An 18,354-nucleotide genomic window follows, 5' to 3' on the forward strand; every position below is an offset into this window, starting at 1 on the left:
GAGAAATAAAATTCTTTTTAGATCTGGTAAAGTTACACTCTTTATAAGTCTTTAAATTTCACTAAATATGCCAAAATATCTAGAGAGGAGGTTTTGGTAATTAGAGGGCAAAAGTTTAGAAATTTATATTGCAAATTATAGGATGATATATGGTAGAAGCTGTTAAATTCGTCTAAAAATGCGTTTGCTAAATAGTATTTATGATGAAGCCAGCGGTATCAAAAAAGTAAAATCTAGCAAATTTACTGATAAATTTTATTCGCACGACTTTGGCGAAGGCTAAAGATCGTGCTATGTCGCGCCAAATTTACGCCTCGAGTTATCAACGCTATTAAAATAAAAAAAGTCGTGTCGTGGGGGGTAACTCGCTGTTTGTTTGCCGGTATTGGTGGATGTGCATTAAATTTCCGCCCAAAATTTGCCAAAATAAAGCCACGATAAATTTAAACTCAAATTTACCGACGATACCGCAAATTTGAGCCGCGAGCTCAAAAAATTACTAGACTAACGGGGCTTTGTTTGCATACATCTTTGCAAAGCAAAATCCGCACAAATTTACGCAGTAGCCTTTATTTTCCAGCCGTTAGCATAGTCTTTAGTATGCGCTTACCGACCTCGACGCCCGGCTGATCGTAGGTGTTTATGCCTAGCATTATGCCCGTAGCCGACGTGAGAAGCTCGAAATAATAAATCAAAAATCCCGCGCTCGCCTCGTCTAACCGCTCAAGCTCGATGACGTCTACGCTGATGCCTTCTTGAACGAGCGCATGCATGGTGGCGCTGCACTGGGCGTTGATTAGCTCGCCCAAATTTAGCCCGTTTACGAAGTCGCAGCCCTCAAGGCCGCTTAGGCTAATGCTCGGTATCGCAGTGTTTGCGTCCGCGGCGGCTACCTTGATGAAGCTTACCGTTTTGTCCTTCACGCCGTCCATGATGAGCTGCAAAAAGCTGTGCTGATCGCGCGAGCCGATGAGTCCGACGGGCGTGAGTCCGTAGCGTTTGTAGCCCTTTTTCTTGCCCAGACTCTCCGCCCACAGCTGCACATACCAGTCGTTAAACTCCAAAAACCTATCGCCGTAGCTAAATATCACGTTGATCTTGGCGTTTTTGTGCGTCGCGTAGTGGTAGGCTTTTTGTAGCAGCGTATCGTCGCCGTCCTCTAAAAATCGCTTTTTACACGCCCGCGCGCCTTCTAGCAGCGCCGCCGCGTCGTATCCGCATAGCATCAGCGGTACCAGACCGATCGCGCTAAGTACGCTAAATCTGCCGCCGACGTTTTTAGGGATATTAAAAAATTTGATGCCGTTTTGCTTGGCGTAGGCCTCTAGCGGCGAGGTGGGGTCTGTTATGACGATAAAATTTGCGCTCAAATTTGAGGGTTTAAAGCGCTCTAAAATGCACTTAAATAGCGTGATCGTCTCGATCGTGGTGCCCGATTTTGACGAGATGATAAAAAGCGTCTCGTCAAATTTGACGCTTTCGCAAACGCTTTCAAAGCTAAAGGCGTCTACGTTATCGAGGAAATAAAGCTCTCGCTCGCGGCTCCTTTTTGCGCTTGAAAGCATCGTTTTTAGCGCCTTGACGCCCAGACTGCTACCGCCGATGCCTACTAGCACTACGCTTTTTACGTGCGCGAGCGTCGTTTCAAACTCGGCGATTTGGCTTAGTAAATTTGCGCCGATTTCGGGCAGGTGATAGTAGCCGATCTCGCCGCCTTTTAGCTCGTCGTTCATGCGTTTGGCATAGGAGCTGATTGCGCTTAGCGGCGTACGCTCGAAAAATAGCTCATTTTTTAGCATTTTTGCCTAGCTCGTAGAAGAAATTGGTCGCCTGTACGAAGCCCTCGACGCTACCGCAGTCAAAGCGCTTGCCTTTAAATTTATATGCTAACACCATGCCGTCTTTGGCTTGCTCTTTTAGCGCGTCGGTGATTTGCACTTCGCCGTTCTTGCCGGGCTTGGTGCGCTCTAGGATCGTGAAAATATCAGGCGTCAGGATATATCGGCCGATGACAGCTAGGTTGCTCGGAGCTTCTTTAGGGTCCGGTTTTTCGACCATGTCGCTAACCATCAGTAGATCATCCTCGATCGCGCGGCCTGTGACGATGCCGTAGTTTTTGCTTTGCTCGATCGGCACTTCCATCACGGCGACGATGCTGCAGCGATACTTCTCGTAGATTTTTACCATTTGAGATAGCACACCTTCGCCCTCTTCGTTGATGCAGAGGTCATCAGCCAGCACCACGCCAAAAGGCTCGTCTCGCACTAGGACTTTGCCTGTGTGGATCGCGTTGCCTAGGCCTCTCATGCTCTCTTGACGCGTGAACGAAAACGTGCAGCGCGCCATCAGTTCGCGGATATCGACGAGCAGGTGTTCTTTGTTCGTGCCTGATATCTGATGCTCTAGCTCGTAGCTGATATCAAAATAATCCTCCAGCGCGCGTTTGCCGCGGCCAGTGATGAACGCCATGTTTTTCATGCCGGCTTCTAGCGCCTCGTCCACGCCGTAGTGGATCAGCGGTTTTGTGAGGATCGGCAGCATCTCTTTTGGTAGCGATTTGGTTGCAGGCAAAAATCTCGTGCCGTAGCCCGCAGCCGGAAATAAACAAGTCTGTATCATAATTTTCCTTTTGATTTTTTTGGAGATTATAGCGAGTTTTGGCTTATTTGGAGTATTAGGGGCGGTTTTGAGCGGTCAAATTTGGCTAAATTTAAATTTTGCCGGCCCGAGACCCTAGTCTTGAAAACGTAAAATTTAACTCCATCAAATTTAAAAACCAAATTTAGCGCCTTAAAATTGTGGGTCTGGGTTAGTAAAATTTAAATTAAAGCTGAAAATAGGGCGCAAATTTATGAGTTTAAAATGCGCCGAATTTAACTAGCAAATTTGACCGCCAATCGGCGGCAAATTTATATCCCTCTAAACGCTGCTTTTGCGTTTTCTAGGTCGTTTGCATCAGGGTGAGTCGCGGCTCTAGCCCATCTGGCTTCGCGCTCTGGAGTCACGGCGTAGCGCGGGTCGTTAGGAGCGGCTTCGCCCATTTTGCGTAGCTGCTCGATGACTTTCGGATCGATCGCGCCTTGACAGTAAAACTCGCGTAAAATTTCATTTTCGCCCTCGCGAAGTACGACTTTTGCCTTTTCTAGGCAGTTCATCGCGTGCTCGTGCTCTGGATCCATGCCAAGCGTCATAAAAACGCCCGTTTTTTTGCCCTTTATCTCGCGTAAAAAGCGTTTAAATTTAGGCTCCGCGTCGCCCTTATCGACGTAAAATCCAAGCGCGATAAAGTCGTAACCGTCCAAATTTAGGTGTAGATCCTCGGTAAATTTGACCGCCTCGCAGCCAAGCTCGTTTGCGATGGCAAGACCGACTTTCTCGGTATTTCCAGTCGCGCTCGTGTAGATAACTATTTTTTTCATTCAAAGTCCTTTTGTGAGATATTTGCTACTTCGGTGCCGATCGACATACCCCAAAATACGCCGTCCGTCGTGTAGTTTAAAAAGCCGTTTTCTATGCGCATATAGCCTTTGCTTTCGCATTTTTTGAAAAACTCCATTAGCGCGTCAAACGTCTCATCGCTAACGAAGCTTTTTACCTGCGCGAGGTCGATTTTCGGGTACATAAAGAGGCTTTTTAGCCGTCCCTCGGCGCGCTGCTTGTCGTCTACTTTGTTTATCATACGCATTTTTTCTTTAGCGTTATAGATATCGTAGTAGCCTAGCCTTCCGCCAGAGCCTCTACCTAGCGGCAGGATATCGGCGCCCTCGTGGCTTAGGCGGATATATTGATAGCGGTCGCGGCCGATGCGGTTAAATTTAGTATGCTCGAGCACCTCGTAGTTGCCGGTGCCTAGCAGCTTTTCAAAGAAAGCGTTGTGCAGCCTATGCTCGTAGTTTACGTCGTAGTAGTCCTGCGAGACCGTCTTTGCGAGCTCTGATTTCTCAAAAAGCTGAAGCGAATAAAAGCTCGTACTGTCGATCTCTAGCTCGTCTACTAGGCGAGCGTCTTCTAGCACTTCGTCTATCGTTTGCTCGGGGTAGTTAAATATAATATCCGTGCAAACCATGCCGCTGAAATTTTGCCTGATCATTTTTAGATGCTCTATTGCGCCTTTTTTGTCGTGGACGCGGTTTAGCAGCTTGCGGCCTTTGTTCGAAAAGGTCTGCACGCCGATGCTAAAGCGGTTTACGCCTAGGCTTTCTAGTAGGCGCACTTTGCTTAAATTTAGATTATGCAGCGTGGTTTCTAGGCTAAATTCGCAGTCGTCCGAGATATTAAAATTTGATCGCAGAGCCGTGATAACGGGCTCTAGGTGCTTTTCTTTTAGTATTGTAGGAGTTCCGCCGCCAAAATAGACGCTACGGATATTTTTAGCCTGCAGATACGGAAATTTACCGTATTTTTCGATCTCGCCCAGCAGATACTGCGTGTAGCTGTCTAGCTCGTCTTCTAGCTTTGTGCGGTTCATCGAGCAAAACGAGCAGATATTGTCGCAAAAAGGCACGTGGATATAGATCACGCCGTCCTTTTGCGCGGGTAGCTCCTCGGTTAAAAATTTCTCCACCTCGGCGTTAGTCGCCATCTTTATTTTTTTGGGACGCGTCGGCCCGGCGTGCCCCTTTTGTCTGGTTTCAAACATCTATTCCTCCGTTTTGAACTCGTAAGGTTTGGTAATTATACAATGCGAAATATTTTTTAATGCTTTAATTTCTAACTCCTTTGTTATTTTCACCGCCTCATTGTTAAAGATTTTATTTTTCCCGCGCACGGCGACGATCTGTATCTGCCCGTCAAATTTAAAATCGACTTCGACCTTAAACGTCCCGCTTAGCCGCAGCATGATCGCTTTTTTGGGATATTTGGCCTCCGGCTCGCGCGTCACGGTAAAGTCGACACCCTCTTTGCACGCGTTTTGCTCTTTTGCTTCGCTGCTATTTTGCGCGGCGGGTTGCTTTGCGGGAGCTAAATTTGAGCTAGGCTGCGCGCTTTGCTCGGCGGGTAAATTTTGAGTCGGCGCGGGCGCGGGTTCAAATTTAGGCTCGTCTTTTACCGCTTGCGCGGGCTTTGGCGAGATTTGTTTTTTTATTTTCGGTTTTGGCGGTTGCTTTTTCTCCTCCTTGGGTTTTATAGGTTCGCTCTCTACCGGCTTTGGCTCGGGTCGTGAAATTTCGGGCTCTGGCTCGGGCTCAAATTTGACCGGCTCGGGCTGCGTTTCTTGCGGCCTTTCAAATGGCTCGGCGCTTTGAGGCGGCACATACTCTCTAGTCTCTTTGCTGGGCTCTTCTTGCGTCAAATTTAGCTTGATCTTTATCGTTTCTTGCGGTTTTGCGCTCTCTATTGGGCGCGAGTTTAACGGCAAAAAAAGCAGAGCTAAATTTAAGACGAGCGAGACTAGAAAATAGCGCATTATTTGCTTAGCATCTCGTAAAATTTATCTACGGCTTCGCCTATGCGAGGCGTTCCTCTAAGTAGCAGCGAGGAGGGCACGGTGAGTACTTTGCCGTTTTTTGCGGCGATCGTTTTTTTAAGCACCGGATTTTGTTTTAGGAAATTGTCGCCGTCGCCGCCCATGCCGCCGATAACGACGATGTAGTCCGGATTTTGCGATAAGATAAACTCGGTCGAGACGATCGGAGTCGAGCCCTCCACGTTATCGGCGATGTTTTTTAGTCCGAGTTTGGTAAAGATATCGCCCGGCAGCGTCTTTGAGCTAAAGCCCGTAAGCGGCGTCGAGGAAAATACCGCTAGTATCTTTTTGCCCTTTACCTCGCTGTTTGCGAAAGAGTCGATTTTTGATTTTATCTCGCTTACGACCTCGCTCGCTTTTTGCTCTTTGCCCGTTACTTTGCCGATTTCTTCGATATTTTTGTAGATATCGCCGACGCTATCGGCTTTTAGCGTGAGGGTTTTTAGGTTAAATTTAGCAAGGCTCTCGTTTACGTTTGCCGAGTGAAAGCTGGTGACGACGAGATCGGGCTTTAGCTCGACGATCTGCTCGATATTTGGCTTCGTGTATGTGCCTACGCTTTTTAGCTTTACGGTTTGATCCTCTGGCCAAATTTTAGAAAACTGAAGCGTAGCGATGGCCGCTAGCTGATCCTGCGCGCCTAGCATATAAACTATCTCGACGACCGAAGGGTCTAGCACGACTAGCTTTTTGGGCGCGTTTGCGGTTAGATTCGTCAAAAGACAACTGATGGCAAGTAAAAATGCCGCGACTTTTTTCATAGAAAATCCTTTCAAATTTTGATTTGTAAATTTATCGCTTTACGGGCACTACGAACGGCATGCCGTCGTGTTCTAAAATTTCGCAGTTTAGCCCGTAAATTTCATATAAAATTTCTTTCGTATAAAGCTGCTTTGCCGTGCCTGCGTAGCGTATCTCGCCGTCTTTTAGCATCACGAGCTCGTCGCAAAACATAGTGGCTAAATTTAGATCGTGCAGTACGGCTACGGAGAGTAAATTTAGCTCTCTAGTTAAATTTTCGCAGATCTTTAGCATCTGAACCCCGTAGTTTAGATCCAGCGCGCTTGTAGGCTCGTCAAGAAGCAAAATCTTTGGCTCGCTAACTAGCGCTCTAGCTAGCAGTACGCGCTGAAATTCGCCGCCGCTTAAAGAGTGGGCGCTGCGTTTGGCAAACCGCTCTACGTCAAGCAGGCGCATGATCTCGTAGGTTTTTGCAATATCGTTTGCGTCGTATCCGCTAAACTGGCTTTTTAGATGGCAAAAGCGCCCCGTTAGCACGATATCCTCGACCGTAAGAGGCATACTTAAAACCGTTTTTTGCGGCACGAAGCCTAAAATTTTAGCTAGCTCTTTTAGCGAATAATCCTCCAGCTTTTTGTTTTCCAGGGTTATTACGCCGCTATTTGGCGATAAAATTCTTAGGATATTTTTTAAAAGAGTGGATTTGCCGCAGCCGTTTGGGCCCAAAATCCCTACGAAACGACCGTTTTTGAGGCTTAAATTTACGTTTTTTAGTATCTCTTTTTTGCCGTAGCTAAAGCATAGTTTTTCTACTTTCACCTTATATGCTCCTGCTTGAACGGATAGCTAAAAATAGAAAAAACGGAGCGCCGAAAAACGCCGTAACTACGCCTATAGGCACCTCGGTCGGGCTTAGGACGCTTTTGCCTATCGTGTCGCAGGCTAGCAGGAAAAACCCGCCCGCAAAGGCGCTAATGGGTATCAAAACGATGTTGCTCGAGGTTTTTAGTATCATGCGCAGCGTATGCGGGATGATGAGCCCCACAAAGCCTATCATGCCCGTAAACGCGACCGAAAACGCCACGGCTAAGGATGAAACGATGAGCAGGCGTTTTTTCATCTTTTCTACGTCCACGCCTAGGCTTTGAGCCTCCTCGTCGCCGCTTAGGATGACGTTTAGCTCAAAACGCTTAAAGTAAAAATACGCCATAGATAGCACGAGAGGAACGCTGATGTAGGCGATCTTTTCCCAGTTGGCAGAGCCCACGTAGCCCATCATCCACGCTACTATCTTAAAACTATCCTCGCCGATGAGGTAGGTCGCAAAGCTCGTAAATGCGCCTAAAAACGACGAAAACGCGATACCGATGATAAGAAGCGTGGCGATGGATTTGCCTTTTTTGGAGAGTTTAAAAATGAGCACCGAAAGTATCGCCGCGCTAAAAAAGGCAAACACGCCGTAGTAAAAATCGGGCAGCTTTAAAAGATAAGCTGCCACGGCGCCAAAGGTCGCGGCGGAGGCGATACCGATGATGTAGGGGTCTGCTAGCGGGTTTAAAAATACGCTTTGTACGACGACGCCAGAGCTTGCTAAAAGCATACCGATTAAAAAGGCCATTATGACGCGCGGCAAGCGGATTTCTAGCAGGATGGTTTCCTTTATCTCGTCTATCTCGCCGCCACTTGCAAATTTGATGATATCTTGCCACGAGATATCGGCCCCGCCGAGGCTAAGCGAAAATATAAAAAGCAGCGCCGTAAGCGCCGCCAAAACCGCCGTAACTCCGTTTTTAGTAGGCATACTTAAACTCTACGTAGTAGTTTCTCTCGTCGGCGGGCTCGTATATGTCCTCTAGCTCGCTTTGATAGGCGTTATATTTTTTGTTGAATAAATTTTTAACTCCCGCAGAGACCGAAAATCCGCCTTTAAATTTATACTTCGCTCCAAGATCTACTAGCGTCCTAGACACGGTTTGCGTCTCGTAGCCGGATATATCCGTCACGCCAGAGTAGATCGCTCTTTTTAGCTTTGATAGGTATTTGACGTCAAGGAGTAAATTTAGATCCTTGATCGGCTCGTAGTCGATGCTAGCAACAAATTTGCTCTTTTGTACGGTCGGCACCTCCATGCCTTTGTTGTTGCCTTTTTTAAATTCGGCTTTTACGTAGGAGAAGGTTTGGCTAGTTTTTAGGTTGTCTAAAATTTGCTGCTCGGCGTAGAGCTCGGCTCCGTATCTCCTGACGTCGTCTAAATTTATAAAAAACCAACCGTCGGTTATGTTGTTAGTTAGCGTTCTGGTGTAGATTTCGTTTTTCGTATCAGTTAAAAACACGGTCGCGCTTATGAAATTATCATAGATGATATCCCTCACGCCAAGCTCGTAGGTTTGGTAGGTTTCTGATTTTAGATTATTTACTACGTAGTCGGTTCTGTTTGGCTTATCTACGAACTGAACGGGCGAGGGTGAGACGAAGCCGCGCTCAAATTTAAAATAAACGTTGCCGGTGTCTGAGTATTTAAAGCTAGGCGTTATCTCAAAGGCGTGGTTGTCCGAGTTTTTCTTGCCTTTAAAGGACGAAGCGCTAGTTATCGTTCGGCCGGGCGTCATGATTACGACGGAGTTTGAGCGTCTATCCATATCGTTTCTAGCTAGCTCGAGTCTATATCCAGCGCTCAAAGAAAACTGATCGGTGAAGTCGTGCTTTTCTAACACGTAAAACGAATGCGTTTTCTTTTCTACGTCAAATTTAGTCGTGACGTCGGCGCTTACCGTGATAGGGCCGCGTCTGCTCGTAGATTTTGAGTGTATAGATCTTTTGGCCTCTTGTCTTAAAAAGTCGTAACCGAATATAAAATCTCCGCTGCCGTAGCCGTATTTGCCCTTAAATTTAGCCCCGGCTTGTTTATCGGTTAGTCCTAGCGATCCGCTGCCGCCGTCTTTGTAGGCGCTATACGAGTCCATGGTTAGTTTTTGATAATAAGGCGATAGACTAAACGTCAGCGCGTCGTTTAAATTTATAGAGTAGTCGGCGTTTACGCTAACTCTTTTGTTTAGGTAGTCGGTTTTGCTTGATCCCGCTTGTCTTCTGTCTTGCTCTAGCTGAGCTTTGCTTAGAGCACCAGTGGTGCGGCTTTTGTCTTTAAAATAGCTTGAGTTTATAGATAGCGCCTGATCGTCCGTTATCTGATAGGTTAGGCCGCCCGAGACGTAGTCTTCTTTGGTTTTATCCCCGCGTCTATAGCCGTTTGAGTCCGATTTTTTCGCGTTTAGTTTTAAAGATAGCGCGTCGGTTACTCCGCCGCCGACGTTTAGGGCTACGTCTTTATAGGAGTAGGAGGCTAGCTTGCTAGATACGCTGGCGTAAAATTTCTTTTTGCTCTTTTTGGTGATGATATTTATCACGCCTCCCATCGTGCCGCTGCCGTATAACACGGTGCCGCCCCCAGGGACTATCTCTATCCTATCTACGTCCTCGATAGGTATCATATCTACGGGGATTCTAGTTGGAGTAGTGTCTATCATGTTTAGCGCGACGCCGTCCACCATCACCTTTACGGTCGTAGTAGATCTAGCCGACGAGCTCCTTCTGGAGCCTTGTCCGCGCATATCTACGTTGTTGCCGTTTAGGCTGACGCCGGGAGCTTTTTCTAGAGCTTCTTTGATATCGCGGTATCCCCTATCCTCTATCTCTTTTGCGGTTATAACGGTTACGTTTCTAACCTCGTCTTTTAGCGCGCTCTCAAAGCCCGTCGTAGTTATAACGGTGGCGTCTAGTCTCGTAGAGCCGCCCTCTGCGGCGTATAAATTTATGCTCGCTATCAGCGAAAGCGCGATAGCTCCTTTGCTTGATCTGGCAATCATAGTTACTCTCCTTGGTTAAATTTACAGGGAGATAAAACTAGGCTCATTTTCTATCCTTTGGGCTTTTTCTTGATATTTAGCTCGACGTTTTGCGTGCCGTTATCTTTTAAAATAGATATTAAATTTACGACCTCGCCGTAGTTTATAGCCTCATCTGCGTTTAGTTTGACGCTCTCTTTTTGCTTTGGGGTCAAATTTGCGATTTGCGCGGCTAGATCCGTTAAATTTAAGCTTTTTTGCTCGCCGTCCACGCTCAAAAGCACTTCGCCGCTAAGCAGATAAAAAACCTCGACGTTTTTGGTATCTTTTTCGTCTAAATTTGACGCGCTTTGGGGTAGAGCGATGTCGATGTGGGCAAATTTGTTAAAAGAGGTCGTAACCATAAAAAATAGCAAAAGCACGAATATCACGTCGATCAAATTTAGCATCGAGATGCCGGCGTATCTGGCTTTATCTCTGCGGACATATTTCACAGCTTCTCCTTTCAAAACTGCGTCCAAACAGGCTCATAATGCGGTTTAGGTCGTTTAGGATGAAATCTATCTTTTTGCTAATCATGAGAAAAAATATCACGCAAGGAATCGCCACTATGAGCCCAAAAGCCGTCGTATAAAGCGCCTCTGAGATACCGACTGCTACGAGCGGAGCGTCTACGCCGCCGCTAAGTCCGCTAAAGGCCTTTATCATACCGACTATCGTACCAAGAAGCCCTAGCTGCGGGCTCGCGCTAGCGCAAAGACCCAGTATCCACGTGCGCCTCTCAAGCGAGGTTAGCTGCATGGATACGGCCTCCTCGGCGATGTAGTCGATCTGCGTTTTGCTCGCGCCTTCGCCTAAATTTTCCGCGACGAAAAGCGCGGTTTTAGCAAGCGAGTTTTTGTAGCCTTTGCAAAATTCTTTGATTTTTGCGTAGTCGCCTTCTAAAATCAGATTGCAAAGCTTGATCTTAAACGAACTCGTCGCATCTATCTCGGTAAATAAAAAATACGCTCCTTTTTCAAGAAGCACCGCAATACCGAGCACCGAGAGGCAAAATATCGGCCACATAAAGATGCCGCCGACTTCTATATACTCAAACATTTTAATCCTAATATTAATTATCAAAAGCTGTTTATTATACCGCCGCTATCATTAATCGGTAATAAAATTCGGCAAGATTTCATAGCGTTAGATAACAAAATCCAAATAACGTTTCGCAGAAAAGTAGAGCGTCCAAAAAGGCAAATTTAGGGCACAGAGCCCTAAATTTAGCGGTTTAGTAAGTATATTTAAACTCTACGTAGTAGTTTCGCTCGTTTGCCGGGCTATACTCGTAAATGCCGGTTTGGCTGTTTTTGCCTTGGTAGTCGTAGTATTTTTTGTTAAAGAGATTTTTTACGCCTCCGGTTATGCCAAATCCATTTTTAAATTTATACGAAACGCCCGCGTCCACGATGCTGCGGGAGGAGATGTCGTCGTAGTTTAGGTCCTTTTTCTTGGAGTAAAATTTGTAGTCCGCAAACAGGTGTAAGTCGCTCACGATCTCGTAGTCCGCGCCGAATATAAATTTGTGTTTTGAAACATAGGGCACCTCTTTGCCTGCGTTGTCGCCTTTTTTGATCGTCGCGTTTACGTAGGCGTAGGACTGGCTTAAAATCAGCTTATCAAAGACGTTTTGCCTGCTAAAAAACTCAAATCCGTAGCGTCTGGTTTTTGCGATGTTGTAGTATTTCCAAGCGTCTCCGTGATTGGCACCGAGCTCGGCGTAGGCTATCTCGTCGCTAGTATCGGTTAAAAACACGGTAGCGTTTACTGGCATGCTTGCGACATGATCTTTTAGTCCGATCTCATAGGTGTTAAATTTCTCGGATTTTAGGTCGTTAAATTTGTACTGTTTGGTTGCCTGATCCTTGTCGGTTAGCTGAGAAGGCGATGGTGAGATGTAGCCGCGTTCAAATTTAAAATATACGTTTCCCGTGTCTGAGTATCTAAAATTAGGCGTAAACTCAAACGCGTGGTTGGTGATATCTCTGCCGTCGCTTATGGCGTTGTAGCTAGTCATCGGAGGAAAAGGCATGCCGTTTCTAAAGCCCTTCATATCAGAAACTCTGCTCGCCTCGTACTGCGCGAGCTCAAATCTATACCCAAAGCTTAGATCGAAAAGCTTGGTAAATTTATGCTTTTCCATAAAATAAAACGCGTGCGTGGTCTTTTCTAGATCGAGCGTCGTATCGTGCTTCATACTCATCACTGGCGACATTTTCACTGCGTAGTGCGACTCTCTTTCGCCCTTGTTTTGCTCGTAGTCGTAGCCAAAGATAAACTCGCCGCTGCCGTAGTCGAGCTTGTTTTTAAAATTTATGCCGTATTTTTTATCGCCGAAAAGCCCCTCCATCGGATAGCGCACGCCGCGAGCCGACTCGGTCGATGAGGTTTTGATTTTGATTTTTTGATAATACGGCATCAAATTTATCGAGTAAAAGTCGTTAAATTTACCCTCATAAACGGCGTTTACGTCGATTTTTTCGTTTTCAAAGAGCTTTGTTAAGCCGTTATTGGCGTTTTGTCTGCGGTTTTGCGAAACTTGATTCTGGGTTAGGGTGCCCGGATCGTTTCTTTTTGATTTAAATATGCTAGGCGTAAAATTTAGCGAGTGAGAGTCGTTAAATTTGTAGTTTAGCCCGCCGCTTAGGTAGTATCCGCGCTCCTTGTAGTCGTATCTGTAGCCGTTTTGACCGAAGGCCTTGCCGCTAAATTTTAAAAACAGATCCTCGCTCACGTTTCCGCCGACGGTGGCCGCGGCGTCTCGGTAGCTATACGAGCCGATTTTTGAGCTTACGTTTGCGAAAAAATCTCGCGGTCTTTGCTTGGTGATGATATTTACCACGCCGCCTCTAGTGCCGCTGCCGTATAGCACGGCTCCGCCTCCTGGCATCACTTCGACCTGCTCGACGTCCTCGATGGCTATCATCTCAAGCGGTATGATGCCGTGCGCCGCATCGACCATATTTATCGGCACCCCGTTTAGCATGATTTTTACGGCCATAGTAGGCGTCGCGCCGTCTCCGCGCATGCCTTGCCCGCGCATATCTATGTTTTCGCCTAGGCTTGAAGTGCTGACGAAATCAACGCTAGGGATCTTTTCTACGAGCTCTTTTATCGTGCGGTAGCCGTAGGCTTCGATGTCTGTTTTGGTTACGACGAATATATTTCTGGTCTCTTCTTTTAGCGCGCTTTCAAAGCCCGTCGCCGTTACTATAGCCGCGTCAAGCGTGACGTTTTGGGTTTGCGCGTTTAGGCTTGCGGCTGCGGCTAGCGACAAAAGTATAAATTTACCGCCTTGCGCGCCTAATCTTTTTTTGCTCATTTTAACTCCGTTCGGTTTTATCATAATTAATAATGATAAAATTTTCGTTATTTTATTGCTTTTTATATTAATTAATAATTAAAATCAATTCTATATTAAATTTATCAAGAGCGAATTCGGATGATATTTTCGATTTAAATTTGCAGACGATTTTGCGCGTTTCAAAGATGAAATTTAAAGATTAAATTTGAAAGACTTTAAAAATAAATTTGACGCGAGGTAAAGCTTGGATGGTTTTAAATTTGAGGGTTAAATTTGGCGTAAAAGCAAGCAAGCGCGGTAAATTTGCGCTCCGGTTAAAGAGGCAAGGGAGGATTACCCCTCCATGCTGTTTACGATGTTTATGACCTCGTCGCGTAGGCTCTCGACCGTTAGCTCGGCCTTTTTCTCAAACGGCACGAACACCTCGCCCTCGTCGCAGGCTATATGCATGCCGTCCTCGGTGATATCGGTCATTTTGACGTTTTGCGGGTTCGTAAAGCCGCCAAATTTTGCGCACATATCCTCTGTAAGGCCGATGAAGTTATCGTTCATCATGCCTAGCGCCATCTCTTTGGCTTCTCTTGCTTCCTCGCTTAGCTGCATTATGTCTCCTTGATTTAAAAATGATATCCGTTATTTTAACCATCTTTAGCTGAATTTTAGCCCTTAATAAGCGCGATTTGCCCGTTTCGTATCTCGTAAATTTTATCCGCCGCGTCAAAATACGCATCGTCGTGGCTGATCGCAAAGATCGTGTATCCTTGAGCCTTTAACTCAGGCAAAAACTCTACGTAAAAATGCCGTCTAAACTCCGGGTCTTGATCGGCCGCCCACTCGTCAAGGATCAAAAATTTGCGCCTTTCAAGTAGCGCCGCGACCATAGCGAGGCGTTTTTTCTGGCCTTGGGAGAGATTTAGCGTGCTAAAAATCCCGTCTTTGACACTTACTTTATTTTCTATCGACATCTTTTTTAGCAGCTCCTCTATCAGCGCCTCATTGTCGCTCATCACTTCGTCAAAGAGATAAAAGTCGCTAAACACCGCGCTGATCGTGTTTGCGTAGCTTTTTAAATTTGACTCGGTGATTTTGGTACTGTCTGCAAACATCTCGCCGCTTTTTGGCGCTAGAAGCCCGGCCAGGATCATAAATAGCGTGCTTTTGCCGCTACCGTTTTTGCCGATCAAAAATACCGTCTCGCCGCGCCTAATCTCTAAATTTATATCCTTTAGCGCAAATTCGCTCCCCTCGTCGTAGGCGAAATTTATATCTTTTAGGCGCAGTTTTTGCCAAATTTGCGGAGCCGTCTCGCCTAGCTCAAATTCCGGCTCAAAGGGCGCTAGGTCTAGCTTTTTTAGCCGCTCGTACGCGATGCGCGCGCGAAATACGCTAGGCACCGAGTAAAGCAGCATCATGAGAGGCGCTCGCAAAAAAAGTATCGCTAGCGCAACCGTGATCGCGTCTTGCAGGCTCGCGGCGTCGTAGGCTAGGCAAAAATATATCTCGATACCCACGGCGCCTAACATCACGGTGTTTAGCCAGTTGCTCATAAAGGATTGATGGATCTCGGCTTTTACGATGTTTTCGCGCAGGCTTTTTGCGTTTGGGATAAAGCGGTCCCAAAAAAGCCGCTTTGCGCGGGCTAAATTTAAGCTAAGCTCCCTATGCCCCTCGATGCAGGTCTGATAGTCGCGGTACAGCGCATCCTCGCCGTTACGGCATTGTTCGTAGTATTTGTGGATATTTTTGATGAAGTATCGGCAAATCCATGTCGCCGCGCTCATCCAAAGCACCAAAAACACGAAAATCTCGGCCGAGATGTAAAGCACGTAAGCGCCCGTCGCGCCGATGATAAGCACGCCTTGGATAATGCTTGGCACCTGCATAAAGCCGTCGGTTAGGCTGCGCACGTCGCTTGAGAGCGAGGCGATCAAATTTGACTTGCCCGCGGCTACGATTTTTTGATTTGCGGTATCTAGGATCCGTTTTATCGTTTTGGCTCGCAGCTCGTAGACAAAATCGTTGCCGATCACGCTAAGAGCGATGCGCGAGAGCACCGAAAAGCCCAAAAACAAAATCAAAAGCGCAAAAAATGCGAGCAAAATTTGAGCGTCTTGTTCTTTTAAATTTAAGAGGTATTTGTTGATAAAGGCTAGTATCAGGATCCCAGAGCCGCTAAAAACGGCGCTAGATACGATCATGGCGATGATTTGCCAAAGCGTTTTTTTTGATATTTTTTTAAACATTTTCATTCTTTTTGAGAGCTTATTTCATTTTAGCCGCCATTTTATAAGAATATTTTTAAAATTTCGCTAAAATCGGGCTTTATTTAAAGGAGAAATTTGCAAACGGTTTTGCGGGTCGTATCGACCAAAACTGAAGCCAAAAAATCGACGTTTTTGTGTTTTTTGTGTCCTATTTCGGAGTTTAAGGCCTTGCACGAGCGCCTAAAGACCGAGCATCCAAAGGCTGCGCACGTCGTGTGGGCGCTGCGCGAGCGAAACGGCTACGGGCAAATAGTAGAAAATCAAAGCGACGACGGCGAGCCAAAGGGTACGAGCGGGCAACCCTCGCTAAACGCGCTTAGAGGCGCCCAGCTCATAAACGCGGGCGCGCTCATCGTTCGGTATTTCGGCGGGATAAAGCTAGGCACGGGCGGACTCGTGCGAGCTTACGGGGCCGCGGTAAACGCGGCGATAGAGGAGGCCGCTGGCTGCGGCGCGTTAGTTAAATTTGAGATAAAATCGCTTTGTCTGTTTTTTACGCCATATGCGCTGGGATCGCGCTTTGAGCACTATTTTGAAAAGCGAAATCTAAGCTTTGAGCGAGAATTTAACGAGGAGGGCGCGATCTGGCGAGCGGAGTTTAACAGCGCCGAATTTGAGGAATTTCAGGTATTTGCGAGCGGGTTTGAGCAGGAGGGGTTTAGCTTCTACGCCTTGCCGTTAGCCGCGAGAGAGTAAATTAAGAGGCAAAATTCACGTTGGGTTTATGCTAGACGGTTATAATTTCGCCGATTTGGCTAAGGCTTGTCTCTTGAGTGCTTTTCCGAGATTTCGCAAAATTTTCACTCCGCAGGCTATATGCCTAGCGCACGCTCAATTTTGCTTCAAAACTCGAAAAATCATCTCGCGATACTTCGCCTTATCTTTTTTGCGATCAAATTTAAAGTCAAATTTGTAAATTTTACCCACCGAGATCTGCATCTTGAAAATGCAAATTTAAAATTTGAAGCGCGTAAGCGCTGAAATTAAACCTGCACGCAGTGCAGCAACATCTCACGTGCAGTGGGGATGGTGGGGATTTTGCGTCGCTGCGCTAGCAGCTGCAAGCAGACGGGGGCGGGTCTGCTTCTGGCAGCTCTCAGAGAGAGTGCGTCCTAACAGTAGCAAACAAAGTGTGGCTAAGCACAAGGCGAGTGTATAGCACGACGCAAAGGAGAGCGACGCTTCGTAAGTAGGTCTGCCCGCAGTTACGAGCCACAGGCGAAGTAAAGCCCCTTCCGCCTCCCAAAAAAAGAATTTGAAAATCTAGTGTTTGATGATAAATTTAGCATTTTCAAGATGCAGGTCTCGGTGCGTAAAATGCAAAACCGTCAAATTTGAAGTCAAATTTGCCAGAATCAAATTTAGTCTAAAATTTAAGCCATAAGGAGCAAAAATGCTTGGCAAAACGTTAAAAACAGTTGGAATAGTCGGCGCTTTGGCGCTATTTTTAGGTATATTTTTAAATTTACAAGGAGAACAGATGAACCATAAAACAAAAGAGTCTGCGACCGCGAACAAAACGATCGTGCTAGCGGGCGGGTGCTTTTGGGGTACGGAGGCCTATCTCAAGCAGCTTCCGGGCGTGGTTAGCACCTACACGGGCTACGCGAACTCAAAGGTGCCAAACCCTAGCTACGAGCAGGTCTGCACGGGCGACACGAACGCCGCCGAAGCCGTCTGGGTCGAATACGACGAGTACGTGATCGATCTGCCGCATTTGCTCAAATTTTATTTTAACACCATAGATCCCACCAGCCTAAACAAGCAAGGCGGCGACCGCGGCACGCAGTACCGTACGGGCATCTACTACACCGATGCGGCGGACGAGGCGGCGATCAGAGCCTTTATCGCCGAGCAGCAAAAAAACTACAAAGCACCCATCGTAACGGAGGTCGCGCCGCTAGAAAATATCTACAAAGCCGAGGAATATCATCAAGATTATCTGGACAAAAACCCGCACGGTTACTGCCACGTGACCTTCGAGAGCCTGCCTAAAAAGGGCGAAATTTTGAGCGACAAAAAGCGCGATATGAAGCAAAATTTGCAAAACTACAAAAACAAAGACGACGCAACGCTAAAAAATGAGCTCAGCGCCATCTCCTACGACGTAGTAAAGCACGCCGCGACCGAGCGTCCGCACAGCAGCGAGCTAAACGACGAGGAGCGCATCGGCATCTACGTCGATATCACCAACGGTCAGCCGCTTTTTAGCTCGTACGATAAATTTGACGCGGGCTGCGGGTGGCCGAGCTTTACGAAGCCGATAGATGCAAGCCTAATCGCCGAAAAGTCCGATCTATCGTACGGTATGGTGCGCACCGAGGTCAAGACCGCGATGTCGGACTCGCACTTGGGCCATGTATTTGACGACGGTCCGCAGGACAAAGGAGGGCTAAGATACTGCATAAACGGCGCTGCGCTGAGATTTGTGCCAAAGGAGGAGATGGAGAAGGAGGGGTATGGGTATTTGATACCGTATCTCGACGCGCAGTATTCTAAAAAATAACGGCTCTTTTTTTACGGCTTGTCTCGCGAGCGCTTTTAAATGATTTCGTAAATTTCGCCCTGCGACAGACTACATGTCTAGTCTTGGGACGAAATTTACTTCAAAACATTTAAAATCATCACAAGATACTTCGCCTTATTGTTTTATGCTTAAATTTACAAATTTGATGCACCGAGACCCGCGCC

Annotated in this window: 16 protein-coding genes; 2 read left to right on the top strand and 14 right to left on the bottom strand. The window is 46.8% G+C overall.

The window, feature by feature from the left end:
- Positions 1-569: 569 nt before the first annotated feature.
- The 14 genes from E4V70_RS08795 to E4V70_RS08860 all read right to left on the bottom strand — a co-directional run bounded on the left by E4V70_RS08795 (position 570) and on the right by E4V70_RS08860 (position 15,642).
- Positions 570-1,799, bottom strand: a complete 1,230-nt coding sequence (locus E4V70_RS08795; protein ID WP_122862727.1) for a glucose-6-phosphate isomerase — start codon at positions 1,797-1,799, stop codon at positions 570-572.
- Entirely contained in the window at positions 1,786-2,619 is an 834-nt protein-coding gene (gene galU, locus E4V70_RS08800) for a UTP--glucose-1-phosphate uridylyltransferase GalU (RefSeq protein WP_122862728.1), read from the bottom strand. The genes E4V70_RS08795 and galU overlap by 14 nt, the downstream gene beginning before the upstream one ends.
- Before the next feature lie 290 nt (positions 2,620-2,909).
- A complete protein-coding gene (locus E4V70_RS08805) occupies positions 2,910-3,419 on the bottom strand; it encodes a flavodoxin family protein (protein WP_122862729.1) in 510 nt (169 codons plus the stop codon).
- A complete protein-coding gene (locus E4V70_RS08810; RefSeq protein WP_122862730.1) occupies positions 3,416-4,639 on the bottom strand; it encodes a radical SAM protein in 1,224 nt (407 codons plus the stop codon). Before E4V70_RS08810 ends, E4V70_RS08805 begins: the two co-directional genes overlap by 4 nt.
- Positions 4,640-5,407: an energy transducer TonB gene (locus E4V70_RS08815; protein ID WP_122862731.1), complete on the bottom strand. Its 768-nt coding sequence runs from the start codon at positions 5,405-5,407 to the stop codon at positions 4,640-4,642. It lies immediately after the preceding gene.
- Positions 5,407-6,228 carry an ABC transporter substrate-binding protein gene (locus E4V70_RS08820; protein ID WP_122862732.1) on the bottom strand — a complete coding sequence of 274 codons (822 nt, stop codon included), beginning with the start codon at positions 6,226-6,228 and terminating at the stop codon, positions 5,407-5,409. Before E4V70_RS08820 ends, E4V70_RS08815 begins: the two co-directional genes overlap by 1 nt.
- A 31-nt stretch (positions 6,229-6,259) precedes the next feature.
- A complete protein-coding gene (locus tag E4V70_RS08825; RefSeq protein WP_122862733.1) occupies positions 6,260-7,027 on the bottom strand; it encodes an ABC transporter ATP-binding protein in 768 nt (255 codons plus the stop codon).
- 1 nt (position 7,028) lies between these two features.
- Positions 7,029-8,009: a FecCD family ABC transporter permease gene (locus E4V70_RS08830; protein ID WP_122862734.1), complete on the bottom strand. Its 981-nt coding sequence runs from the start codon at positions 8,007-8,009 to the stop codon at positions 7,029-7,031.
- Positions 7,999-10,071, bottom strand: a complete 2,073-nt coding sequence (locus tag E4V70_RS08835; protein ID WP_122862735.1) for a TonB-dependent receptor — start codon at positions 10,069-10,071, stop codon at positions 7,999-8,001. The genes E4V70_RS08830 and E4V70_RS08835 overlap by 11 nt, the downstream gene beginning before the upstream one ends.
- Before the next feature lie 50 nt (positions 10,072-10,121).
- Positions 10,122-10,544: an ExbD/TolR family protein gene (locus E4V70_RS08840; protein WP_122862736.1), complete on the bottom strand. Its 423-nt coding sequence runs from the start codon at positions 10,542-10,544 to the stop codon at positions 10,122-10,124.
- Positions 10,522-11,151 (bottom strand): MotA/TolQ/ExbB proton channel family protein, encoded by a 630-nt coding sequence (locus E4V70_RS08845; protein ID WP_122862737.1) that lies wholly within the window; start codon positions 11,149-11,151, stop codon positions 10,522-10,524. Before E4V70_RS08845 ends, E4V70_RS08840 begins: the two co-directional genes overlap by 23 nt.
- Positions 11,152-11,326: 175 nt before the next feature.
- The gene (locus E4V70_RS08850) at positions 11,327-13,417 is read right to left on the bottom strand and encodes a TonB-dependent receptor (protein ID WP_232037855.1); all 2,091 of its coding nucleotides are present in this window, start codon (positions 13,415-13,417) and stop codon (positions 11,327-11,329) included.
- Positions 13,418-13,732: 315 nt separating this feature from the next.
- Positions 13,733-14,002 carry a DUF2470 domain-containing protein gene (locus E4V70_RS08855; protein WP_002949591.1) on the bottom strand — a complete coding sequence of 90 codons (270 nt, stop codon included), beginning with the start codon at positions 14,000-14,002 and terminating at the stop codon, positions 13,733-13,735.
- Positions 14,003-14,058: 56 nt separating this feature from the next.
- Positions 14,059-15,642, bottom strand: coding sequence for a cyclic peptide export ABC transporter (locus tag E4V70_RS08860; RefSeq protein ID WP_122862738.1), 1,584 nt, complete (start codon positions 15,640-15,642; stop codon positions 14,059-14,061).
- A gap of 96 nt (positions 15,643-15,738) precedes the next feature.
- On the opposite strand from E4V70_RS08860, the gene E4V70_RS08865 reads away from it, so the two are divergent.
- Together E4V70_RS08865 and msrA are read left to right on the top strand one after the other, a co-directional pair.
- On the top strand, positions 15,739-16,359 hold the full coding sequence (locus E4V70_RS08865; RefSeq protein ID WP_122862739.1) for an IMPACT family protein: 621 nt from the start codon (positions 15,739-15,741) through the stop codon (positions 16,357-16,359).
- A gap of 697 nt (positions 16,360-17,056) precedes the next feature.
- Positions 17,057-18,169: a peptide-methionine (S)-S-oxide reductase MsrA gene (gene msrA / locus E4V70_RS08870; protein WP_122862740.1), complete on the top strand. Its 1,113-nt coding sequence runs from the start codon at positions 17,057-17,059 to the stop codon at positions 18,167-18,169.
- Positions 18,170-18,354 lie beyond the last annotated feature (185 nt).

It is taken from the genome of Campylobacter showae, from assembly GCF_900699785.1.
GTDB classification, from domain to species: domain Bacteria; phylum Campylobacterota; class Campylobacteria; order Campylobacterales; family Campylobacteraceae; genus Campylobacter_A; species Campylobacter_A showae_D.